This window comes from Idiomarina sp. D18 (genome assembly GCF_057748155.1).
On sequence record NZ_CM173240.1, the window covers coordinates 2,417,211 to 2,439,334 of the forward strand.

At 45.2% G+C, this 22,124-nt stretch carries 24 protein-coding genes; 20 read left to right on the forward strand and 4 right to left on the reverse strand.

What is annotated here, in order from left to right; genetic code table 11:
- Positions 1 to 3 precede the first annotated feature (3 nt).
- Entirely contained in the window at positions 4 to 1,719 is a 1,716-nt protein-coding gene (locus AC3AP5_RS11630) for an FUSC family protein (RefSeq protein ID WP_487326758.1), read from the forward strand.
- Positions 1,682 to 2,008: a putative signal transducing protein gene (locus AC3AP5_RS11635; RefSeq protein ID WP_487326759.1), complete on the forward strand. Its 327-nt coding sequence runs from the start codon at positions 1,682 to 1,684 to the stop codon at positions 2,006 to 2,008. The genes AC3AP5_RS11630 and AC3AP5_RS11635 overlap by 38 nt, the downstream gene beginning before the upstream one ends.
- Here AC3AP5_RS11635 and AC3AP5_RS11640 read toward each other — a convergent pair.
- Positions 1,998 to 2,303 (reverse strand): GIY-YIG nuclease family protein, encoded by a 306-nt coding sequence (locus AC3AP5_RS11640; RefSeq protein ID WP_487326760.1) that lies wholly within the window; start codon positions 2,301 to 2,303, stop codon positions 1,998 to 2,000. The two genes, AC3AP5_RS11635 and AC3AP5_RS11640, sit on opposite strands and share 11 nt — an antisense overlap.
- A 20-nt stretch (positions 2,304 to 2,323) precedes the next feature.
- On the opposite strand from AC3AP5_RS11640, the gene gloA reads away from it, so the two are divergent.
- On the forward strand, positions 2,324 to 2,875 hold the full coding sequence (gloA, locus tag AC3AP5_RS11645; protein ID WP_006954770.1) for a lactoylglutathione lyase: 552 nt from the start codon (positions 2,324 to 2,326) through the stop codon (positions 2,873 to 2,875).
- On the opposite strand, the gene AC3AP5_RS11650 is transcribed toward gloA, so the two are convergent.
- Positions 2,855 to 3,343, reverse strand: coding sequence for a protein tyrosine phosphatase family protein (locus AC3AP5_RS11650; protein ID WP_286682559.1), 489 nt, complete (start codon positions 3,341 to 3,343; stop codon positions 2,855 to 2,857). The genes gloA and AC3AP5_RS11650 overlap by 21 nt on opposite strands.
- A 56-nt stretch (positions 3,344 to 3,399) precedes the next feature.
- Between AC3AP5_RS11650 and AC3AP5_RS11655 the strand changes: the two genes are divergently transcribed.
- From AC3AP5_RS11655 to glmS, 16 genes are all read left to right on the forward strand, one after another.
- The gene (locus tag AC3AP5_RS11655) at positions 3,400 to 3,861 is read left to right on the forward strand and encodes a flavodoxin domain-containing protein (protein WP_286682558.1); all 462 of its coding nucleotides are present in this window, start codon (positions 3,400 to 3,402) and stop codon (positions 3,859 to 3,861) included.
- Between the two features lie 454 nt (positions 3,862 to 4,315).
- Positions 4,316 to 6,211, forward strand: a complete 1,896-nt coding sequence (mnmG, locus tag AC3AP5_RS11660; protein WP_006954764.1) for a tRNA uridine-5-carboxymethylaminomethyl(34) synthesis enzyme MnmG — start codon at positions 4,316 to 4,318, stop codon at positions 6,209 to 6,211.
- Positions 6,212 to 6,220: 9 nt separating this feature from the next.
- Positions 6,221 to 6,862, forward strand: coding sequence for a 16S rRNA (guanine(527)-N(7))-methyltransferase RsmG (gene rsmG / locus AC3AP5_RS11665; protein ID WP_165477439.1), 642 nt, complete (start codon positions 6,221 to 6,223; stop codon positions 6,860 to 6,862).
- A gap of 20 nt (positions 6,863 to 6,882) precedes the next feature.
- Positions 6,883 to 7,680: a ParA family protein gene (locus AC3AP5_RS11670; RefSeq protein ID WP_286682556.1), complete on the forward strand. Its 798-nt coding sequence runs from the start codon at positions 6,883 to 6,885 to the stop codon at positions 7,678 to 7,680.
- Between the two features lie 32 nt (positions 7,681 to 7,712).
- Positions 7,713 to 8,609 (forward strand): ParB/RepB/Spo0J family partition protein, encoded by an 897-nt coding sequence (locus AC3AP5_RS11675; RefSeq protein ID WP_286682555.1) that lies wholly within the window; start codon positions 7,713 to 7,715, stop codon positions 8,607 to 8,609.
- Positions 8,610 to 8,770: 161 nt separating this feature from the next.
- Positions 8,771 to 9,157, forward strand: coding sequence for an ATP synthase subunit I (locus AC3AP5_RS11680; protein WP_006954758.1), 387 nt, complete (start codon positions 8,771 to 8,773; stop codon positions 9,155 to 9,157).
- 12 nt (positions 9,158 to 9,169) lie between these two features.
- Positions 9,170 to 9,967, forward strand: coding sequence for a F0F1 ATP synthase subunit A (gene atpB, locus AC3AP5_RS11685; RefSeq protein ID WP_286682554.1), 798 nt, complete (start codon positions 9,170 to 9,172; stop codon positions 9,965 to 9,967).
- A gap of 54 nt (positions 9,968 to 10,021) precedes the next feature.
- On the forward strand, positions 10,022 to 10,279 hold the full coding sequence (gene atpE / locus AC3AP5_RS11690) for a F0F1 ATP synthase subunit C (protein WP_006954753.1): 258 nt from the start codon (positions 10,022 to 10,024) through the stop codon (positions 10,277 to 10,279).
- A 37-nt stretch (positions 10,280 to 10,316) separates the two neighbouring features.
- Positions 10,317 to 10,787: a F0F1 ATP synthase subunit B gene (atpF, locus tag AC3AP5_RS11695; RefSeq protein WP_006954751.1), complete on the forward strand. Its 471-nt coding sequence runs from the start codon at positions 10,317 to 10,319 to the stop codon at positions 10,785 to 10,787.
- A 17-nt stretch (positions 10,788 to 10,804) separates the two neighbouring features.
- Positions 10,805 to 11,338, forward strand: coding sequence for a F0F1 ATP synthase subunit delta (gene atpH, locus AC3AP5_RS11700; protein WP_006954748.1), 534 nt, complete (start codon positions 10,805 to 10,807; stop codon positions 11,336 to 11,338).
- 14 nt (positions 11,339 to 11,352) lie between these two features.
- Positions 11,353 to 12,894: a F0F1 ATP synthase subunit alpha gene (atpA, locus tag AC3AP5_RS11705; RefSeq protein ID WP_006954745.1), complete on the forward strand. Its 1,542-nt coding sequence runs from the start codon at positions 11,353 to 11,355 to the stop codon at positions 12,892 to 12,894.
- 55 nt (positions 12,895 to 12,949) lie between these two features.
- Positions 12,950 to 13,816 (forward strand): F0F1 ATP synthase subunit gamma, encoded by an 867-nt coding sequence (gene atpG / locus AC3AP5_RS11710; RefSeq protein WP_006954744.1) that lies wholly within the window; start codon positions 12,950 to 12,952, stop codon positions 13,814 to 13,816.
- Positions 13,817 to 13,857: 41 nt separating this feature from the next.
- The gene (gene atpD / locus AC3AP5_RS11715; RefSeq protein ID WP_006954743.1) at positions 13,858 to 15,243 is read left to right on the forward strand and encodes a F0F1 ATP synthase subunit beta; all 1,386 of its coding nucleotides are present in this window, start codon (positions 13,858 to 13,860) and stop codon (positions 15,241 to 15,243) included.
- A gap of 17 nt (positions 15,244 to 15,260) precedes the next feature.
- The gene (locus AC3AP5_RS11720) at positions 15,261 to 15,677 is read left to right on the forward strand and encodes a F0F1 ATP synthase subunit epsilon (protein ID WP_006954742.1); all 417 of its coding nucleotides are present in this window, start codon (positions 15,261 to 15,263) and stop codon (positions 15,675 to 15,677) included.
- A 111-nt stretch (positions 15,678 to 15,788) separates the two neighbouring features.
- Entirely contained in the window at positions 15,789 to 17,159 is a 1,371-nt protein-coding gene (glmU, locus tag AC3AP5_RS11725) for a bifunctional UDP-N-acetylglucosamine diphosphorylase/glucosamine-1-phosphate N-acetyltransferase GlmU (protein WP_006954741.1), read from the forward strand.
- 2 nt (positions 17,160 to 17,161) lie between these two features.
- Positions 17,162 to 18,994, forward strand: a complete 1,833-nt coding sequence (gene glmS, locus AC3AP5_RS11730; RefSeq protein ID WP_006954740.1) for a glutamine--fructose-6-phosphate transaminase (isomerizing) — start codon at positions 17,162 to 17,164, stop codon at positions 18,992 to 18,994.
- Positions 18,995 to 19,081: 87 nt separating this feature from the next.
- Here glmS and AC3AP5_RS11735 read toward each other — a convergent pair whose 3' ends face one another.
- Together AC3AP5_RS11735 and AC3AP5_RS11740 are read right to left on the reverse strand one after the other, a co-directional pair.
- Positions 19,082 to 19,555, reverse strand: a complete 474-nt coding sequence (locus tag AC3AP5_RS11735; protein WP_131382123.1) for a hypothetical protein — start codon at positions 19,553 to 19,555, stop codon at positions 19,082 to 19,084.
- 411 nt (positions 19,556 to 19,966) lie between these two features.
- Entirely contained in the window at positions 19,967 to 21,037 is a 1,071-nt protein-coding gene (locus AC3AP5_RS11740) for a hypothetical protein (RefSeq protein ID WP_006954738.1), read from the reverse strand.
- 188 nt (positions 21,038 to 21,225) lie between these two features.
- Here AC3AP5_RS11740 and AC3AP5_RS11745 point away from each other — a divergent pair, with 188 nt between their 5' ends.
- Positions 21,226 to 22,113: a cation diffusion facilitator family transporter gene (locus tag AC3AP5_RS11745; protein ID WP_040487614.1), complete on the forward strand. Its 888-nt coding sequence runs from the start codon at positions 21,226 to 21,228 to the stop codon at positions 22,111 to 22,113.
- The last annotated feature ends 11 nt before the right edge of the window (positions 22,114 to 22,124 follow it).

The following is a 22,124-nucleotide window of genomic DNA, read 5'->3' on the forward strand; positions in this document are numbered from 1 at the left end:
TTTATGGAGCTTGTGAGGCAGCCGCTTGCTAAACTCGGTTTTGACTATATTCGCTTCCGCTTTGGATTGCGGACTGCGTTGGCTGCCTGCTTATCATTGATCATAGCCTGGGCATTAGGATTAGAACACCCACAGTGGGCCGCTATGACCGTATGGGCTGTTTCGCAACCTACTCGCGGTCTGCTGTTAGAAAAAGGCGCATATCGCGCGCTAGGCACTCTAATCGGAACCTTGTTTGGTATGATTTTAGTGGTGACAGCGGATCATCAAATACTGCCTGTCGCGATGGGTCTTACACTTTGGGTCGCTCTCTGTGTTTATCTTGGTAATCTAATTCATGGCTTAGTGTCTTATGGCACTATTTTGGCGGGTTATTCTGCTTCCATGGTTGCTTTGCTAAGCCGCAGCCCTGATGCGCTCTTGCCTTTGGGGATCGACCGGTTATTAACGGTATTTGTTGGTGTCATGATGGCACTGGTTGTAGGTTGGTTATTCACCTACAAACGCGCGGAGCAAAGCCTTATCAACCAAATGCGACGCGAAACCATTATTTCTCTAGAAAATGTAGCACAATTATTCAGTAAGCAAGACAAAACACTCCTTAATTTTGATGACCGGCTATCGAAACTAGCACAAATTGAAGCACAATTGCTCGAACATGGTACGGGTTCTCCTGCAGCACATGAATCCGCTCGACTGGTAAGAAAGGTTATTAATAGCCAACTTGAGTGGTTGGCTCAGATTTATTTCTTGCCCCTTGAAGCAAACCAAGAGATAAGTAAGCACTTACTTAATGCAGCAAGTTTACTCCGGCAAAATGCGAAACGCTCAGACATTTTAGCCGCATTAAAGAACGCCTCTTTGAGCGTTAGACAGTCACCATTACGCAGTGCATTTGATGAATTTATTGAGGCCTGTGACGAGCGTCTTTCATTTCGTGATTCCGGTCGCGCGGCGTCCTCAACACGCCGCTCGCTATCGTTGCTTCACCGTGACTGGATAGGCGCACGCGAGGCCAGTATTCGAACCATGGTCATCATGGGATTAATCAGTGCTTTATGGTGGTATACCGAGTGGTTCCAAGTCGCCTTTTTGTTGTTGGGCGCAAGCATCATGCTAACGCTGTTTTCCACCACAGATAACCCTGCTAAGACAATGAAAACAGTATTCATCGGTCAATGTGCAGGGGCATTACTCTCGATAGTCATTCATGCGGCAATATGGCCTTATCTAGAAAGTACCGGCGCCATGGTAATGTCACTCCTACCTATAATGTTTATCGCCGCGTTTCCTTTATCCCATCACCGTACGATTAACGGGAGCATGGACTTTATTCTGGTCTTTCTATTGTTGATGCAGCCGGTAATACCGTACAGTTTTGAGGTATTTAATTCGGTGAGTATTGCGCTTGCTGTTGTGTTAGCCCCTATCACAGCGATGCTTGGTTACAAACTGCTCTATCCAACCAATCTCGCTCGTCGTGAACATGCGTTAACTATCGCAATTGCCCATGAACTTGAAGCCTTTGGCCAAACACCGGCATCCGCTTCTCGACGGCGTCGCTATCGGGCGCGATTTTACCACCGAATATTCAAACTCATACAAATTGCTGACAAAACTCACGCATCATATAAAAGCGTGATAAGTTGGTTATTACGTTATCAACAAGTCATGGTGTCTCATGAGCGATCAATGGATAAAGATTTATCGCGCCAGTAGCCCGATAGAGGCCGAATTACTCGGCGGGTTATTGCGTGCTGAGGGAATTCAGGTTCACGTTCCCAATAATCCCAGTGCCGGCGGCGTTGGCGAGTTACCTGCTGACGCTATCGAAACGGCCATCTACGTCATGCCAGAAGCTTACGATGCCGCGAAACATATTCTCAGTCTCTATGAACAAAATAGCGCTAATAACGCAGAATGGTGTTGTCCTGCATGTGGTGAACTTAATCCTGCCTCATTTGAAGAATGTTGGCAGTGTCAAAAAGAACGACCGATTACAGACTAATTAATTTTCGTTTATCTGCACGCGAGAGTTGTTTCAATTGAGCTTCGAGCTGACAGGCACGAGTTTTAGAAAAAGGCCCCTGACGCCAACTCAACACGACTGGTCGGCGACTCTGTGTATAGCGAGCCCCACCACTTAACTCGCCGTTATGTTGACGAATGCGTCGTTCTAAACACGTAGTGACACCGGTGTAAAGTGATCGATCACCGCATTCAACCATGTATACATACCAACGAGCTTCGGGCTCTGGCTTGAAATTTAATGTCTTATTCCCAATTTCTATTGATTCACACATTGTTGTCTTAGGAGCATTCCATGAGTCGTCATTTTGACCAAGCTAAGGGGTTATCAGAACATCACGATCCCGCAACCCACAAATTTGTTTTCAATCAGACGATGTTTCGTATTAAAGATCCCGAGCGTACTTTAAAGTTCTATTCAGAGGTACTCGGCATGACGCTTATCAAGCGTTTGGACTTCCCTGAGATGAAGTTCACGCTCTATTTCATGGCCTCAATCTCGCCCGAAGAACGCAGTCATTGGTCAACCGATCACGATGAACGCATCGTTCAAACCTTTGGCCGACCCGCCATGCTAGAACTTACGCATAACTGGGGAGATGAGAACGATGACAACGTGTCGTATCACAGCGGTAACCAAGAGCCAAAGGGGTTTGGTCATATCGGCTTTGCCGTGCCCGACATTGACTCCGCCTGCGAGCGCTTTGAAGAGCTCGGCGTTGAATTCCAGAAAAAACCTAATGATGGCAACATGAAAGGCATTGCTTTTATTAAAGATCCCGATGGCTACTGGATCGAGATCTTTACTCCGAATCGCCAACCAGATTTATTGCGCGAGCATCTCTGATACCGTCTTTTCGAGCGAGGTTAAACCTCGCTCACGCCCTATTTTGAGCGCTAGGTCTTTTTCCTTTCCATCGAGCCACGCTGCACGCAGTGCAAACAAAGCACCCACTCGATTACCCGATGCACAATGCACGAGCACATTTTTATCTTTATGCTCAAGTAACACTTTATCCAACAAGCGCACCTTTGCGAGTGTCAAACCATCAGCGCCTGGAATTGCAACATGGTAAAACGCCATGCCGTTTTCTGTTACCCATGTCGATTCAGCTGTTTGTGATTGTTCTGGTACAGACAACAGACTGATTACGATATCGCCGCCTTGCTCGGCGAAACGTTCAATATCGGCTTCAGCGGGCATTCCCATCACCCACAAATTCTGTTCAACTTGCTTTGCAGTCTCAATACCTTTGGCCGTGGAAAATATAGGCAAACTCAATATGACAACTGCAAATAGATAAATTGCACGCATGGTTTTTCACTCCTGTACAATACGAGTATCTGTCACAACTATTTAAGCATTTTACGATGACGAATACGATACATATATTGGTAGGCACCACGTCGGGCAACACTGAAGCGTTAGCCGACCACGTTCAACAAATTCTAGAAAGTCATGATCTTTCTACCCAGATGCATTACGAACCCACTTTCGATGATTTACCCAAATCAGGTATTTGGCTGATCTTCCTAGCCACTCACGGAGCAGGCGACTATGCCGATTCAATGCTTGATTTCTATGATGTCATCGCTTCTACGAATGTCCCTTTATTGCCTGATCTTAGCTATGCGGTCTGTGCCATCGGTGAATCTTGTTATGACACTTTTTGTGAAGCCGGTCGACATTGCGATAAAAAGCTCAGCGTTTTGAATGCCACACGACTATTTGAACGATTAGAGATCGACATGATGGAAGATGATCCTGAAGACAAAGCATCAAAATGGGTTACTGAATTGATCGATAAATTGCGATCATACCCACAAGATTGATCGCGTATTTTATGGGGTTTGCAACACGATCACGTGATCGTATCCACAGTTCTATACACAAATTTTTTTACTTGTGATCAAAATAAGGATAAGCAGACATAAGCGCTGTCATTGAATTGGGTATAACTGTGGGGATAACTCAAGCTGTGTATAAACACCCTAGTTATCCACGATCTATGATCGCAGTTTAAGGGATCTTTTTCACATGTTTTGATCGCTCTAAAAAGCAGTAAAAATAAGCCTTGTAGCGATCTATTCACAGAAAACGCGATCCTAATAGAAGCAATAATAAAGATCTAAATAAAGATCCTTTACTGATCTTTATTGATCGAGCATAGCTTTACAGTCTGAATAAAAAATAACCGTTTCGATCACAGCCAAAACGCGTTAAAATACGCGGTTCACTGATGATGATCAGTTTTATCTTTATCTCCTTTCATCGAGGTTGTTCTGAATGTTGAAAAATAACGCCCAAACCTATGACGTCATTGTCGTCGGTGGTGGACATGCAGGTACCGAAGCAGCGCTAGCCGCAGCACGCATGGGATCGCGTACTTTATTGCTAACCCATAACATTGATACGTTGGGACAAATGTCATGTAACCCAGCGATCGGTGGTATTGGTAAAGGGCATTTGGTCAAAGAGATCGATGCACTCGGCGGTATCATGGCAAAAGCCGCTGACAAAGCAGGTATTCAATTCAGAACATTGAACTCGTCGAAAGGCCCTGCGGTGCGCGCTACGCGAGCGCAAGCCGATCGTCAACTATATAAGCAAGCAATCCGTTATGCGTTGGAGACCCAACCTAACTTAACGTTATTTCAGCAAGGCTGTGACGATCTGATCGTAGAGAATGATCAGGTGACGGGTGTAGTGACCCAAATGGGGCTCAAATTCCATGCTCGAGCAGTCGTACTTACAGTGGGCACTTTCCTTGGTGGTCGGATCCATATTGGTTTAGATAATTACCAAGGCGGTCGTGCAGGAGATCCACCAGCAAATGCCCTATCGCAACGTTTACGTGCGTTACCACTTCGTGTTGATCGCTTGAAGACAGGTACCCCACCTCGTATTGCAAGTCATTCAATTGATTTTTCAGTCATGCAAGAACAACCCGGTGACACACCAACACCTGTGTTCTCGTACTTAGGAAGTCGCGCTGATCATCCTCAACAGATCCCTTGCTATATTACACATACCAATGAGCAAACTCATGATGTGATTCGTTCAGGACTTGATCGTTCACCCATGTATTCGGGCGAGATTGAAGGTGTTGGACCGCGTTACTGCCCTTCAATAGAGGACAAAATTGTCCGTTTTGCGGACAAAACTTCGCATCAAATATTTGTAGAGCCTGAGGGTCTCAATACGTTTGAAGTGTATCCCAACGGGATCTCAACGAGTTTGCCTTTTGACGTACAACAGCAATTGGTTCAGTCAATTCGTGGTTTCGAGAATGCTGTGATTACACGTCCTGGTTATGCGATCGAGTATGATTATTTTGATCCACGAGATCTCAAGCAGTCACTGGAAACTAAAGTGATTAATGGTTTGTTTTTTGCTGGTCAAATCAATGGCACCACTGGTTATGAAGAAGCAGGTGCACAAGGTTTGATAGCTGGCCTAAATGCAGCACGTTTAGCTCAAGATAAAGAAACGTGGTCTCCTCGTCGTGATCAAGCTTACATGGGCGTACTCATTGATGATCTGTCGACTTTGGGTACGCAAGAGCCCTATCGTATGTTTACATCACGAGCAGAATATAGACTATTATTGCGTGAAGATAATGCGGATATTCGCTTAACTGAAACAGGTCGTGAACTTGGTTTGGTTGATGATGAACGTTGGCAAGCGTTTAATTTAAAAATGGAAGCTATCGAGCAAGAAAAGCAGCGCTTGCGTAGCACTTGGGTTCATAAAGATCACCCAGAAATTGATAGTATTAACGCCTTTGTGAAAAGTCCGATAACAAAAGAGGTCAGTGGTGAGGAGCTACTACGTCGACCAGAAGTAAACTATCAGCAGTTGGTTAAAACACCGTTCTTTGCGCCGGGTTTAAGTGATTCAGCTGCAGCCGAACAGGTTGAGATCCAAACTAAATATGCAGGCTATATTTCACGGCAGCAAGATGAGATTGCGAAACAACAACGCCATGAAAATACGCGTTTACCGAATCAGTTTGATTATACGAGCATTAAAGGTCTCTCTAACGAGGTGATTGCTAAATTGAACCAACACCAACCTGAAACCGTTGGTAAAGCTGCTCGAATTTCAGGTATTACGCCCGCGGCGATATCAATGCTGCTCGTACATCTTAAGAAGCAAGGTTTGCTCAGAAAAAGCGCGTAAGGGATGAGTTTGAAAGAAAAATTAGAGAGGTTACTTGCACAAACGGATGATTCTGTCCGTGGCACAGTGTCAGATGAACAAGTGGTTAAACTTGTGCAACTGGTTGAATTGCTGGATAAATGGAATAAAGCGTATAATCTGACATCAGTCCGTGATCCAAATGAAATGCTTACTAAGCATATCATTGATAGCCTTGTGGTAATGCCACATTTAAAAGGTGAGCAATTTATTGATGTAGGCACAGGTCCGGGCTTACCTGGCTTGCCATTGGCTATTTGTATGCCACACTGTGAATTCGTATTGTTAGATAGCTTAGGTAAACGAATTCGCTTTATCAGGCAAGTTTGTCATGAACTTAATATCGAGAATGTAACGGCCGTACAAAGCCGAGTAGAAGCTTATGATAGTCGCTTACACGATTTTGACGGTGTGTTGAGTAGAGCCTTTGCCTCGCTTAATGATATGCTTTCATGGTGTCATCATTTACCAAAGCCGTCAGGGCGATTTTATGCGCTCAAAGGTATGTATCCAGAGCAAGAGATAGCTGACCTTGACACCCAATACGGTATTGATGAAATCAACCGATTGATGGTGCCCGGCTTGGAAGGCGAGCGGCACATGGTTATTATCCGTCCAATTAACGCCCATTAATAATAAGAGGTGATGCACCCGTGGCTACAACTATTGCGATAGCTAATCAAAAAGGCGGCGTGGGCAAAACGACCACCGCAGTGAATTTGGCTGCATCCATGGCTGCAACCAAGCGTAAAGTTCTACTCATTGATTTAGATCCTCAAGGTAATGCGACTATGGGTAGCGGTGTTGATAAGTATGAAGTCGATAGCACCGTGTATGAATTGTTAGTGGACGAAAAACCCATTAAAGAAGTGGTTGTTACCGATACTAACGGCAAATATCATCTTATCGCTGCAAACTCTGATGTCACAGCCGCAGAAATCAAATTAATGGAATTTTTTGCGCGCGAAGTACGGCTTCGAAACGCACTTAAGAGCGTGCAAGACGATTATGACTTTATTTTTATCGACTGCCCTCCTTCCTTAAATATGTTGACCGTTAATGCGATGGCAGCAGCCGATTCTATTCTTGTACCGATGCAGTGCGAGTATTATGCATTAGAGGGACTGACTGCGTTAATGGAGACAATCCGACAGCTTGCTGAAGTGGTTAATCCAAGCCTGACAATTGAAGGCATTCTGCGTACGATGTACGACCCGCGTAATCGCTTAGCTAATGATGTATCAGAACAGCTTAAGCAACATTTTGGTGAAAAAGTTTATCGCACGGTTATTCCACGTAACGTACGGTTGGCTGAGGCCCCTTCGTTTGGTGCTCCGGCCATGTATTATGATAAGTCATCAACTGGTGCAAAAGCTTATTTATCACTTGCTGGAGAGATCATCCGGCGAGCTGAAAAGCTGGAAAAAGAGCAGCAATCGGTTAATTCATAAAAACGAGTAGTAGGGTTTGAGGAAATAAATATATGTCGCCGAAAAAACGTGGTTTAGGTCGTGGATTAGACGCTTTATTGACAAGCAATTCGGCGAGTCAACAACGCCAAGATGGTCAACAGCCACCCGTGGAAGATGAACAACATACGTTGGTTAAAGGTGAACTTCAAAAGCTACCTATCGAGCAACTGCAACCTGGACGTTATCAACCGCGTAAAGATATGTCTCCTGAGGCACTTGAAGATCTCGCTGCTTCGGTAAAAGCACAGGGTATAATTCAGCCTATCGTGGTGCGTATCATCGCAGACGATGAATATGAAATCATTGCTGGTGAGCGCCGCTGGCGAGCCGCGCAATTAGCTAAGCTTGAATTGGTTCCCTGCTTGGTAAAAGACGTGCCAGACGAAGCTGCCGTGGCGATTGCTTTAATTGAAAACATCCAGCGCGAAGATCTTAATGCGATGGAGGAGGCAACGGCACTCCAACGACTACTTGATGAATTTAATATGACACATCAAGACGTCGCGCAAGCGGTTGGTAAATCTCGCACTACGGTGACTAATCTTTTGCGCCTCAATAACTTAGAGGCGAGCGTTAAGTTGCTACTTGAACGTGGCGACATTGAACTCGGGCACGCTAAATTATTATTAGCGCTCGAAGGTGAACAGCAAGCGAGCGTTGCTCAGCATATTGCTGCAAAAGATATGACGGTGCGCGAAGCTGAAAAATTAGTTCGCAAAACCATTGAACCTCCCAAACAACAAGACAAACCTCAACCTGATGCTGATATCGAACGCCTTGAGGCATCCTTATCAGAGCGCTTGGGCGCAAAAGTTGCTATCAATCATGGCCGAAAAGGTAAAGGAAAAGTCGTTATCAATTACACTAACTTAGATGAGTTAGATGGCATATTAGCGCACATAAAATAAGACCCTTGTCACATTTGTAACGGGTATGTTAAGTAGCATTAAACTCAAAGGCTGTAGGCAAATTTGTTTGCATTTAGCGGGCAGATCTTTATACTAGCGCGAGTTTATTTGTGCCTGTTTAAAAATAGGTCAACACCCAAATTTTGAAGAAAGGTTCAATAGTGACTCAGCCCCTTGCTTTGGCAGGAAAAAAACTAGCACGAAAAACGGTTTTGAGTCAGTTAGTTGTGTCGTTGTGCACTGCTTTATTGGCCTTTCTTGTGAGCCAAACAGATGCTGCATTAGCCGCTTTATTGGGGAGTTTTTCGGCACTGATTCCCAACGCGCTGTTTGGCTGGATAGCGTTTAGATATGCGGGCGCGCGTGCCAACCAACAAGTGGTCAAAAGTTTTTTTGTTGGTGAGGGCGTCAAGCTAGTACTTACAGCAGTACTACTGAGTTTAGTTTTACTGCTTACAAATTCTAATGCATTGTGGTTATTAACCGGCTTTATTCTAGCCGTTGTTGCACAGTGGATTGCACCGATTTTGTTTTTAAAATCAACGTAACTGGGAAACAACATGGTAAGTGGAGAGCAAACTCCGACTCAGTATATTCAACACCACCTTCAAAACTGGACGGTTGGTGAAGGATTCTGGGCGGTAAATGTCGATACTATCTTCTGGTCCGTGTTACTAGGTGTGCTATTTCTGTGGAGTTTCCGCAGAGTAGCCAAAAAATCCTCTGCGGGGGTGCCTGGTAAGTGGCAATGCTTTGTCGAAATGGTTGTCGAGTTTGTCGATAACAGCGTCAAAGAGTCATTCCACGGCAAAGATAAACTCATTGCACCTTTAGCGTTAACCATCTTCGTCTGGATCTTCTTGATGAACTTGATGGATTTAATACCTGTCGATTGGTTGCCTACGGCAGCTATGTACACGGGCTATTGGCTAGGGTTTGTTAATGATCCTCATGACGTGTATTTCAAAGTGGTGCCAACCACCGACTTGAATACTACATTCGCACTGAGCTTAAGTGTTTTTGCTTTGATCATTATCTATTCGATCAAATACAAAGGCATCAAGGGCTTTGCCAAAGAAATGACGTTTACGCCATTTAATCACTGGGCGCTTGTCCCTGTGAACTTTGTGCTCGAGAGTATCACGCTACTCGCTAAGCCGGCGTCGCTGGCACTGCGTTTGTTTGGTAACCTCTACGCGGGTGAATTGATCTTTATTCTTATTGCGATGATTGGATTCTTCCAGTTGCCAGCGCACTTCGCCTGGGCTGTATTCCATATCCTCGTTATCGTGTTACAAGCGTTTATTTTCATGATGTTGACCATTGTTTACTTAAGCATGGCATCATCTGAACACTAAGTTTGGTTTTACTTTTATTTTTTAACTTTAATCTACTGAAAATTGGAGATATCAATGGAAACTGTAGTTGCTTTTACCGCTATCGCTGTATCAATCATGATCGGTCTTGCTGCGTTGGGTACAGCGCTTGGCTTCGGTATGTTGGGTGGCAAATTCTTGGAAGCGGCCGCTCGTCAACCAGAACTAGCGCCTCAATTACAAGTTAAAATGTTCATCGTTGCGGGCCTTATCGATGCTATCGCTATGATCGGTGTTGCGGTTGCTTTGCTATTCACATTCGCAAACCCGTTCTTAACTCAGGTAGCAGGCTAAGCGCGATTCGACGGTCACCAAATAAAGGAGGTCCGTTGTGGATATCAACGCTACTATAATTGGACAAACGATCGCGTTCGCCGTGTTCGTGTGGTTCTGCATGAAGTTCGTGTGGCCACCGATCATCAAGGCAATTGAAGAACGTCAGAAGAAAATTGCTGACGGGCTTAGTGCTGGTGAACGTGCTCAAAAAGATTTAGAAAAAGCCCAGGAAGACATCGCTGAACAGCTTAAAGAGGCGAAGCAGCAAGCGGCTGAAATCATTGAGCAGGCTAAGAAACGTGGCGCAAAAATCGTTGAGGACGAAACTCAGCGTGGTCACGAAGAACGCGAGAAAATCGTCGCGTCTGGTCATGAGGAAGTCGAAGCTGAACGCCATCGTGCTCGTGAAGAGTTGCGTAAGCAAGTCGCTGTTCTAGCTGTGACTGGTGCTCAGAAAATTATCGAGCGTGAGATTGATGAGAACGCTCATCGCGACATCGTTGAAAAACTGGTCGCTGAACTTTAATCAAGGGGTTTGAGCTTATGTCAGAACTGACTACTGTCGCTCGCCCCTACGCAAAAGCAGCTTTTGATTTTGCTTTGCAACAAGGAGCGCTCGATAAGTGGGCCGAGATGTTGTCTTTTGCCGCTTCAGTGGCGCAAGATGACCGTATGGCGAGCTTTTTGAGTAGCTCTGCTACCGTTGGTCGCACGAGTGAGGTGTTTATCGGTGTTTGCGGAGACGCATTAACCGAACAAGCACAGAATCTTATCAAGGTGATGGCAGAAAACGAACGTTTAACTGCCCTGCCAGCGGTGTTGGAACAATTTAACGTGCTCCGTGCTGATTACGAAAAGGAAATTGTCGTAGATGTAACGGGTGCGGTCGAAATGTCGGATGCTCAGCAAGCTGAGCTTTCTAAGGCACTCGAAGCACGTTTGCAACGCAAAATTAAGCTGAACTGCAGTGTAGATGCGTCAATGATTGGCGGATTAACCATTCAAGCAGGCGATACCGTGATTGACGGTTCACTGCGTGGCAAGCTAGAACGTCTTGCCTATGCACTGCAATCCTAATTGGGGACTTGAGCATGCAACTGAATTCAAATGAAATCGCAGAACTAATCAAAGAGCGTATTGAGAAGTTCGAAGTCACCAGCGAAGCGCGCAACGAAGGTACCATCATGTCTGTACAAGACGGTATCATTCGCGTTCACGGCCTTGCAGACTGCTTGCAAGGTGAGATGATCGAGCTTCCTGGAAACCGCTACGCTATCGCACTGAACCTTGAGCGTGACTCTGTTGGTGCGGTTGTAATGGGCCCTTATGCTGACTTGCAAGAGGGTGTAAAAGTTAAATCTACGGGTCGTATTCTTGAAGTACCTGTTGGTAACAAGTTGCTTGGCCGTGTAGTTAACACGCTTGGTCAACCTATCGACGGTAAAGGCCCTATCGAAGCGGAAGCTTACGAGCCTGTCGAAAAAATTGCACCGGGTGTTATCGATCGTCAATCTGTTGATGAGCCAGTACAAACCGGCTACAAATCAATCGACTCGATGATCCCAGTCGGTCGTGGTCAACGTGAGTTGATCATCGGTGACCGTCAAACCGGTAAAACGGCTTTAGCAGTTGACGCAATCATCAACCAGAAAAACTCTGGAATTAAATGTGTTTACGTCGCAATCGGGCAGAAAAACTCAACGATTTCTGCAGTTGTTCGTAAGCTGGAAGAGCACGGCGCATTGGAAAACACCATTGTTGTAGCCGCTTCTGCTTCTGAATCTGCGGCGCTTCAGTACTTGTCAGCATACTCTGGCTGTACTATGGGTGAGTTCTTCCGTGACCGCGGTGAAGATGCATTAATTATTTATGATGATTTGTCGAAGCAAGCAGTTGCTTATCGTCAAATTTCATTGCTACTGCGTCGTCCTCCAGGTCGTGAAGCATTCCCTGGTGACGTTTTCTATCTACATTCGCGTCTACTTGAGCGCGCTGCTCGCGTCAACGCTGACTATGTAGAAAAGCACACCAACGGTGAAGTGAAAGGTAAAACAGGTTCTTTGACCGCATTACCTATCATTGAAACACAAGCGGGTGACGTATCTGCGTTCGTACCGACTAACGTGATTTCAATCACTGACGGTCAGATCTTCCTTGAAACTGACCTGTTCAACTCAGGTATTCGCCCAGCGGTTAACGCGGGTATCTCAGTTTCTCGTGTTGGTGGTGCTGCACAGACTAAGATCATCAAGAAATTGGGCGGCGGTATCCGTCTAGCCTTGGCTCAGTACCGTGAATTGGCAGCCTTTGCTCAGTTCGCATCTGACCTTGATGAATCGACTCGTGCTCAACTTGAGCATGGCCAGCGCGTCACCGAGTTGATGAAGCAGAAGCAATATAAGCCTATGAGCGTGGCTCAAATGGCTGTATCAATTTACGCCGTTGAGAAAGGCTTCCTGAAAGATGTGGCTATCGACAAAATCATGGATTTTGAAGAGTCTCTACAATCATTCATGGCGAGCGAATACTCTGAGCTGATGGCTGAAATTGATAAAACCGGAAACTATAACGACGACATCGATAGCCAATTGAAAGCGGCACTTGAGAAATTCAAGCAAACGCAATCATGGTAATTGGCGGTGGCCGCTAGTAAGCGGCCATTTGTCGTTGAGTTAAAGGAGAATCATCATGGCCAGCGGTAAAGAGATAAAGACACAGATCTCGAGTATCGGTAATACTCAGAAGATCACTAGCGCTATGGAGATGGTGGCTGCGTCAAAAATGAAAAAGGCGCAGGAACGTATGGATGAAAGTCGTCCATACGCGGACACCATTCGCAAAGTGATTGGTCATGTCGCACGCGGAAACATTGAGTATCGTCATCCATTTATGGAAGAACGCGAAGTGAAGCGTGTGGGCTACATTGTTATTTCTACCGACCGTGGTTTATGTGGTGGCCTTAACTCTAACGAGTTTAAAGCCGTCGTAAAACACGCAAACGAGTGGAAAGAACAAGGCATTGAGGCTGATTTTGCAGCCATCGGAAGTAAAGCAACCGGCTTTTTCAAACGTTTTGGTGGTAAGTTGCAAGCCCAAGTATCGGGTCTAGGTGACAAGCCAGAACTTAAAGAAATTACAGGTTCTGTCCAAATTATGTTGGACGCTTTTGAAGAAGGCAAAATCGACCGCTTGTACGTGGTGTACAACAAGTTCGTTAACACCATGACACAAGAGCCGACCATTCACCAATTGCTGCCATTGCCGCAAGCGGAAAAGGACGAAAATGTCCAAACGGGTAGCTGGGACTACTTGTACGAGCCAAACCCTGAAAGCATTCTCGACACGCTTATTCGTCGATATGTTGAGACCCAGGTGTATCAGGGTGTTGTAGATAACTTCGCCAGTGAGCAAGCTGCTCGTATGATTGCGATGAAAGCTGCAACTGACAATGCTGAAGACCTTATTGATAAGCTTCAGCTGCAGTACAACAAAGCTCGTCAGGCAGCGATTACGCAAGAAATATCGGAAATCGTCTCCGGCGCCGAAGCGGTATAACGCGGCAACGGTAAAAGAATTGAAGAGTTAGAGGAATAGTCATGAGTCAAGGTAAAGTCGTACAGATTATCGGCGCCGTTGTGGACTTTGAGTTTCCACAAGACGCAGTGCCAAAAGTATACGACGCATTGAAAGTGACCGAAGGTAACCTTGAAGGCCTAGTGCTAGAAGTTCAGCAGCAGCTAGGTGGTGGTATTGTTCGTGCCATCGCAATGGGTACTACCGACGGTTTGCGTCGCGGCATCATCGCTGAAAACACCGGTGAGCCGATCATGGTTCCAGTGGGTAAGAAAACCCTGGGCCGTATTATGAACGTATTAGGTCAGCCTATCGATGAAGCGGGCCCTATCGGTGAAGAAGAGCGTATGTCTATTCACCGCGCAGCACCTACGTACGAAGAGCAGTCAAACACCAGCGATTTGCTTGAGACAGGTATCAAAGTTATCGACTTGATCTGTCCTTTCGCAAAAGGTGGTAAAGTTGGCTTGTTCGGTGGTGCGGGTGTTGGTAAAACCGTAAACATGATGGAGCTTATCCGTAACATCGCTATCGAGCACAGCGGCTACTCAGTATTCGCCGGTGTTGGTGAGCGTACTCGTGAGGGTAATGACTTCTATCACGAAATGAACGATTCAAACGTTCTCGACAAAGTATCATTGGTTTATGGTCAGATGAACGAGCCACCGGGCAACCGTTTACGTGTTGCATTGACCGGTTTGACCATCGCGGAGAAATTCCGTGACGAAGGTCGCGATGTATTGTTCTTCGTTGATAACATCTACCGTTACACCCTAGCCGGTACGGAAGTATCTGCATTGTTGGGTCGTATGCCATCAGCAGTAGGTTATCAGCCTACATTGGCTGAGGAGATGGGCGTACTTCAGGAACGTATTACGTCAACCAAAACAGGCTCAATCACCTCGGTTCAAGCCGTATACGTACCTGCGGATGACTTGACGGATCCATCACCAGCAACAACCTTTGCTCACTTGGATGCAACTGTTGTACTTAACCGTGATATCGCATCACTGGGTATCTACCCTGCGGTTGACCCATTGGATTCAACCTCGCGTCAGCTCGACCCACTGGTTATCGGTGAAGAGCACTACGACACAGCGATGGGTGTGCAAGAAGTACTTCAACGCTATAAAGAGTTGAAAGACATCATTGCTATCTTGGGTATGGATGAGTTATCTGAAGAAGATAAGCGTACCGTTGCTCGTGCACGTAAGATCCAGCGTTTCTTATCACAGCCGTTCTTCGTAGCAGAAGTATTTACAGGAGCACCTGGTAAGTACGTATCGCTCAAAGATACTATCGCTGGCTTCAAGGGCATCCTTGAAGGTGACTACGATGATCTTCCAGAGCAAGCTTTCTACATGGTAGGTACCATCGAAGAAGCGATTGAAAAAGCCAAAAACCTGTAACCAACTGGGAGGTTTAAATGGCGACACAAACGTTAAATCTGGAAATCGTGAGTGCAGAACGTCGGTTGTTTACCGGCGTTGTGCAGACGGTCCAGGTGTCGGGTAGCGAAGGTGAACTGGGTATTTACCCAGGACACGCACCCTTACTGACCAAAATCAAACCAGGAATGGTTCGTTTTTTGAGTGAGGAAGGTCAAGAAGAACTGCTGTATGTTGCCGGCGGTGTTCTTGAAGTGCAACCAGGTCAAGTGATTGTTCTTGCTGATGTTGCTGTACGTGGTCATGAGCTAGATGAGCAAGAAGCTGAAGCAGCGCGTAAGCGTGCGGAAGAAGCGATTGCGGATTCAGGTTCTGACTTGTCGTATGCTGAAGCAATTGCAGAATTATCACGCGCGATGGCGCAACTTGAAGTTATTCGTAAGCTTAGACGTTAAAAATTAGAAAAAAATTACGCAAAAGGCCTTGTTGTTGGTACAACAAGGCCTTTTTTGTATGTAGAATATGTCCGTTTTCAACAAATCGATAACACTAAGGATGTAAAAGATATGAAACTTCGCGTAATCATCTTGGCTGCGGGAAAAGGAACACGGATGCGTTCGAGCCTGCCCAAAGTGTTACACAAGGTTGCTCACAAGCCGATGGTGCAGCACGTAATTGACTGTGCAAAGGTGTTAAAGCCTCACGCTATAAATTTAGTTTATGGCCATGGAGGGGAGCAATTAAAAGCGCACGTTTCGGACTCATCCTTGGTGTGGAACGAACAAAAGGAGCAGCTAGGAACCGGGCACGCTGTTCAACAAGTAATGGATGAGCTCCTGCCTGACGAAAAAGTCGCAATCTTATATGGCGATGTTCCTCTGTTAACGCCGGAAACTCTATCTAAACTACTCGACGTTGCTACACGCACCGACTTAGGTCTTCTTACAATGAAGTTAGATGACCCATCTGGTTATGGGCGTATCATTCGTGACAAGGCTACACAGCGTATCGTTGGTATTGTTGAACAGAAAGATGCGAGCGACGAAGAGCTTCAGGTGAACGAAGTAAATACCGGTATCATGGTAGCAAGCGGTGATGCGCTTAAGCGCTGGCTGGGCGCATTAGATAATAATAATGCCCAGCAAGAGTATTATTTAACTGACATTGTTGCTATGGCAGCTAGTGAAGGCGTCGATATCGCCTCAACTCAACCAGGTGAAACAAACGAAGTTGAGGGAGCGAACAACCGTATTCAACTTGCCAGCTTAGAGCGAGCTTACCAGCAACGAGTTGCGCGCGACTTGATGACCCAAGGCGCTACGTTGATGGATCCGATGCGTTTTGATGTTCGCGGTTCGGTTGTTGTTGGCGAAGATGTGGTAATAGATGTAAATGTTGTGTTTGAAGGGCATGTTGAACTTGGTAATGGTGTCGTTATTGAGCCAAACTGTGTTATTCGAAACGCTAAAATTGGTGCAAACACAGTTATTAAGGCGAACAGCCATATTGAGGATGCTCACATAGAGACCGATTGCCAAGTCGGTCCCTTTGCGCGACTACGTCCAGGCGCGATTATGGAGCGAGGAGCCCTTGTTGGTAATTTCGTAGAGATGAAAAAAACTCGTCTCGGCGAGGGCTCAAAAGCGAATCACTTAACTTACTTAGGTGATACAGAGATCGGTAAACAAGCAAACATCGGTGCAGGTACTATTACTTGTAATTACGATGGTGTTAACAAATCCAAAACCGAAATCGGTGATGGTGCATTTATTGGCTCTAATAGTTCACTAGTCGCACCTGTGAAAATTGGCAAAGAAGCGACTATCGGTGCAGGTTCTGTCGTCACTCGAGATGTTGAAGATCAGCAACTAGCCGTTGCGCGCGGTAAGCAAAGAAACATAGATGGTTGGGAAAGACCAAAGAAAAGGGAACAGTAATTATGTGCGGTATTGTAGGAGCAACGTCTGAGCGACGTGTCAGCGGAATTTTATTAGAAGGTCTTAAACGTCTCGAATATCGAGGTTATGACTCAGCTGGTATTGCTGTTATCGATAAATCTCAACACTTACAAACGATTAAGCGTACAGGTAAAGTGCAAGCGTTAGCAGACGCTATTGATGAGAGTCCAGTTGATGGCACCATAGGTATCGCACATACTCGGTGGGCCACGCATGGTGGAGTGACAGAGAGAAATGCCCACCCTCACCTATCGGAACACGAAATTGCCGTTGTGCATAATGGCATCATCGAAAACCATGAGACTTTGCGCGAGCAACTGCAAGCGTTAGGCTATGAATTTGTGAGTCAGACCGATACCGAAGTAATTGCTCACCTTATCCATCATGAACGTAAAACCCATGATGACTTACTTGATGCGTTGAAAGCGGCTGTAAGACAATTAGAGGGCGCCTACGGAACGGTCGTAATGGATACCAATGATCCTGAACGTTTGGTTGTTGCTCGCTCTGGAAGTCCCCTAGTGATTGGCGTAGGTATTGGTGAAAACTTTGTCGCCTCTGATCAGTTGGCGCTATTACCTGTAACACGCAAGTTTATTTATCTCGAAGAAGGTGACGTTGCCGATATCAACCGTAACGACATCAAAATTTATGATAGCGCTGACGAAGCTGTTGAGCGCGAAGTCGTTGATTCAGATGTCAATTACGATGCAGGCGGTAAAGGTCAGTATCGCCATTTCATGTTGAAAGAAATTCACGAGCAACCTATCGCGGTGCGAAATGCGTTGGAAGGTCGATTATCCGAAACGACCGTGCTTGATGATGCGTTTGGTGAAGGTGCAGCGGAGTTATTTAAGACGGTTGAGCATGTCCAAATCATTGCTTGTGGTACCAGTTACCATGCGGGCATGGTGGCAAAATACTGGCTTGAATCAATGGCAAACATCTCGTGTAATGTAGAGATAGCCTCTGAGTTCAGGTATCGCCAGTCGTTTGTGCGCCCTAACAGTCTGCTTGTGACTATCTCGCAAAGTGGCGAAACGGCGGATACGCTCGCAGCGCTTCGTCTCTCAAAAGAAATGGGCTATCGAGGCAGTCTGACGATTTGTAACGTCGCAACCTCGTCCATGGTACGTGAGTCAGATCTTGCTTTTATGACGCGTGCTGGCGCAGAAATCGGCGTCGCATCAACGAAAGCATTTACTACCCAGCTTACGGGGCTATTAATGCTCACCGTTGCGATTGGTAAGTACCGTGGCATGAACGAACAACAGCAATCCGCTATTGTAAAAGCGTTACAAACCTTACCTGCTAAACTCGAAGAAGCGGTTGAACTCGATGCTGAAATTGAAGCGCTAGCGCCCGACTTTGCAAGCAAGGATCATAGTCTATTCCTTGGACGTGGTAATCAATACCCAATAGCCATGGAAGGTGCGTTAAAGCTCAAAGAGATCTCGTATATTCACGCGGAAGCGTACGCAGCTGGAGAGCTTAAGCATGGCCCATTAGCGTTAATCGACGAAGAGATGCCGGTCATTGTTGTTGCACCTAACAACGAGCTGCTCGAGAAGCTTAAATCAAACGTTGAAGAAGTGCGCGCCCGTGGCGGGATTATGTATGTGTTCTCTGATAAGAACGCACGCTTCACCAGTGATGACACGATGAATGTATTAAATGTCTGTCACTGTGATGAAGTCATCGCGCCTATCGTGTACACCATTCCTCTGCAGTTGTTGTCGTACTACGTGGCTATCATTAAAGGCACCGATGTCGACCAACCAAGAAACCTTGCGAAGTCAGTGACGGTTGAATAACCGTCACTGCGTTTTAAACAACGGCTAATAAGGACATAAAATGTATCTTTTGAGTAACATTAGATGTCCTTTTTTTGCTGGATGACACTAAACTTTCACCTCTAAGTTACCCTGTTCCGTTATATCTACTTTTGTTTTTAAATACTCATAATCTTTTTCAGAAAGGTAAAATCCTGACGGTATTCTGTAACGCTTGTCATTATAGTAAAATAGCATATATGGTGCGCCAAAAAACCTTGTCCATAATGGTTTCCGAAGCACATAAACCATTTTACTAAGTGGAACCTCTTTAGTTTTTCCAAACTTTTTTATGAAAAGACTATTATTTTCTAACCAATACGAAAAAAACGGTTCAGTAATCATTCGAAATGGCATATAAATAAAAACTGCAAAAATCATAAGTGTCATGCCAATGGTCATTTTTGCTTCAAACTGAGTGCCGTCGCCCGTCTTATAAAAATTGATGACTAGATCTTTTTCTGGCCAAATAAAATAGAGGCTACTTAAAAAAAACAACAAAAGAAAAACAAACCAAAAATGATTGAACTTAAATTTAATCACTTGCACAACCTACTTCAATTTTTTAATTAGATTAAAACGATAGTCATTAGGCTTGATATAAAACCCCGTATTTTCCCACTGATAACCTTTATAACGCTAACCGTATTTTATTAAAGAGAAACCAAAATCCGCCACATAATATTGTATAAAGAGGAGGCCAAATAAAGAAAACTATGTTTGAAAGACCGTCCGGTTGGCTGTTACTGATTATCCAATAAAAATAAGTAAAGGATAGAATTAAGGTGATAAGCATAGGCACCCATACTTTAATTTTTATACAGATTAGCGTGATGAGAGCTATGATCGCAACGTGGACTAGTATTAAGGTCATAATGTAGCCTCTGGTAAATTCAACTCTTGACCAATTTGTTGCCGTCAGACGAAAGATAGAAGCCTTTCGGAATCCTATAGCTAGCGGCTATCAACGGTATCAGCTCCATCCGACATCAAGCTACAGGTTGCTCCTAGAATCAATCTGCGTGTTTTATCTTGCGCATCATAAATGTATGCGCATAAATGTGGATTATCGGGATTAACATTAGCTGCAAGTCTAGGCTCTTTCTGTGTTTGTCGAATTGTTTGAGGTGTTTGATAGCTATTCATTGCCACAACAGCACATGGCGACACTTCTCCGCCAAAGTCTTCGAAAAGACTCAGGCTCTTGTTGCCTAGCCGTGTTAACGACTCAGTAGGATTAATAGTCAGCGTATCGCCCTTTAATGTCAGGAGGAATGTTGCTTTCGCAGAGTCTTTTGGGTCCTCCGGATCGGCAAAATTTAAGGATATTGTCGAATTATGAAACGGCTTTCGCTTAATCAAGTAAATAGAAGACTGATTGAGAGTGCCCTTAATAAACCGAGACTGGTTGGCTACCTCGATCGTCGTTGGTTCACTGTTGAAGTCGATTTCGCTGAACAGTTGGCTTGCTTGTTGTTGTAACTGTTTACGCGCATCAACTGAAAAGAAAGACGTTAATCCAAGATATTGAGGGTTATTTGTGCAGACGTGGTTATTAGCTTGCGTGTTATTTGAGTTAAGCCATTGCTGATACTCATCCGTAGTTTTAAACGAACGGCTTAATTGGTCGCCGATATGATCTAATTGTTTATCGATTTGCTTTGCATAGGCAAACAGCTGCTTCGCGAGGTAGGTTTCACTGTTTGTATGAGAGGTCTTTGAGACGTTAAAGGTTTCTGGTTTAATATCGCCTTGCATTAAGCGTGTTACGGGTGCGATCACTTTAAACGCGTCGTACCGAGATGACTCAGGTCGATGTACGATGATGCGATATTCTGAGTAGATGCGTTGATGTTCTTTTTCCGGGTTTTTATTTGTATTAAGAACGATCGTGTTGAAGAACCAGTCACGGAGTTGACCGGTTGTACAATCTTGGCATTGAATGAGAAAAGTAGGTGTTTCAAATGTTTTGCCAAGGGCGTTGAAGCTCGTTAAAAGCAATCCAAGTATAAGAAGTTTTCGCACTGTGTTCTCTCATTTTGATAACATTATTTTTACAATAATATAATAGTACTGTGTTGTCAGCCCAAAATGACGAAGTCAGAGCGACATAAATCGCGATATGCTTCGCATATACGTCTTATCGTGTCATAGTAGTTACTAAACCAACACACACTCTGTTGTCCGTCTCACTGAGTTAACAAGTGGAGTTTATGAGTCACGACCACCATCATCACCATCACCACGATATGTCTTCGAACCGGATTGGTTGGGCATTTTTTCTCAACTTGGCTTTCACCATCATTGAGTTTATTGGTGGTGTTTTAACGAACAGTACAGCGATCCTTGCAGATGCGGTGCACGATCTAGGCGATAGCTTATCTATAGGCCTAGCCTGGTTACTCAACAAGTTCAGTAAGCGGGATCCATCTCGCACCTTCACATACGGGTATCAGCGGCTTTCATTGGTCGGGGCTTTTATTAATGCGGTGATTCTAATTGCCGGTTCGGTCTGGGTGCTTTATACCGCCATCCCTCGCTTATTTGATCCCGTGATGCCCGTTGCTGAAGGAATGATCGGACTGGCGGTTTTTGGTGTCGCCGTTAATGGTTATGCGGCGTTTAAATTAAGTGCAGGTGAGACGCTTAATGAACGCGTATTAAATTGGCACCTGATCGAAGACGTGTTGGGCTGGGTCGCGGTATTGATAGTCTCAATCGTGTTGTATTTTGTCGACTGGCCTATTCTTGACCCTTTGTTATCTATCGGTTTTACCTTATTTATTTTACTTAATGTTATTCGCACTTTGGCCTCTACAGTGAAACTGTTTGTGCAAGCAGCGCCCAGCGAAGAGGCCTATATCGCTATTCAAGAAAAACTGATAAAACTAGATGATGTGCAAGATGCTCATCATATTCACTTTTGGTCGCTTGATGGTGAGCGTCATGTATTAACCGCGCATATTGTGGTTGCGCGTGAGCTGACTGCGGAGCAGCGGGGCCGGCTCAAACTTAATATTTCCGATGCGCTACAAGGCTTTAATTTAGCGCATACTACAATTGAACTTGAGTATCCCGACGAGCCCTGTCGAGACCATTAATAGGAGAGCGG

Coding starts and splice junctions, on each gene's coding strand:
- AC3AP5_RS11630 (WP_487326758.1), top strand. CDS start 4: ATGGAGCTTGTGAGGCAGCCGCTTGCTAAACTCGGTTTTGACTATATT.
- AC3AP5_RS11635 (WP_487326759.1), top strand. CDS start 1,682: ATGAGCGATCAATGGATAAAGATTTATCGCGCCAGTAGCCCGATAGAG.
- AC3AP5_RS11640 (WP_487326760.1), bottom strand. CDS start 2,303: ATGTGTGAATCAATAGAAATTGGGAATAAGACATTAAATTTCAAGCCA.
- gloA (WP_006954770.1), top strand. CDS start 2,324: ATGAGTCGTCATTTTGACCAAGCTAAGGGGTTATCAGAACATCACGAT.
- AC3AP5_RS11650 (WP_286682559.1), bottom strand. CDS start 3,343: ATGCGTGCAATTTATCTATTTGCAGTTGTCATATTGAGTTTGCCTATA.
- AC3AP5_RS11655 (WP_286682558.1), top strand. CDS start 3,400: ATGACGAATACGATACATATATTGGTAGGCACCACGTCGGGCAACACT.
- mnmG (WP_006954764.1), top strand. CDS start 4,316: ATGTTGAAAAATAACGCCCAAACCTATGACGTCATTGTCGTCGGTGGT.
- AC3AP5_RS11675 (WP_286682555.1), top strand. CDS start 7,713: ATGTCGCCGAAAAAACGTGGTTTAGGTCGTGGATTAGACGCTTTATTG.
- atpB (WP_286682554.1), top strand. CDS start 9,170: ATGGTAAGTGGAGAGCAAACTCCGACTCAGTATATTCAACACCACCTT.
- atpE (WP_006954753.1), top strand. CDS start 10,022: ATGGAAACTGTAGTTGCTTTTACCGCTATCGCTGTATCAATCATGATC.
- atpH (WP_006954748.1), top strand. CDS start 10,805: ATGTCAGAACTGACTACTGTCGCTCGCCCCTACGCAAAAGCAGCTTTT.
- atpA (WP_006954745.1), top strand. CDS start 11,353: ATGCAACTGAATTCAAATGAAATCGCAGAACTAATCAAAGAGCGTATT.
- atpG (WP_006954744.1), top strand. CDS start 12,950: ATGGCCAGCGGTAAAGAGATAAAGACACAGATCTCGAGTATCGGTAAT.
- atpD (WP_006954743.1), top strand. CDS start 13,858: ATGAGTCAAGGTAAAGTCGTACAGATTATCGGCGCCGTTGTGGACTTT.
- AC3AP5_RS11720 (WP_006954742.1), top strand. CDS start 15,261: ATGGCGACACAAACGTTAAATCTGGAAATCGTGAGTGCAGAACGTCGG.
- glmU (WP_006954741.1), top strand. CDS start 15,789: ATGAAACTTCGCGTAATCATCTTGGCTGCGGGAAAAGGAACACGGATG.
- glmS (WP_006954740.1), top strand. CDS start 17,162: ATGTGCGGTATTGTAGGAGCAACGTCTGAGCGACGTGTCAGCGGAATT.
- AC3AP5_RS11745 (WP_040487614.1), top strand. CDS start 21,226: ATGAGTCACGACCACCATCATCACCATCACCACGATATGTCTTCGAAC.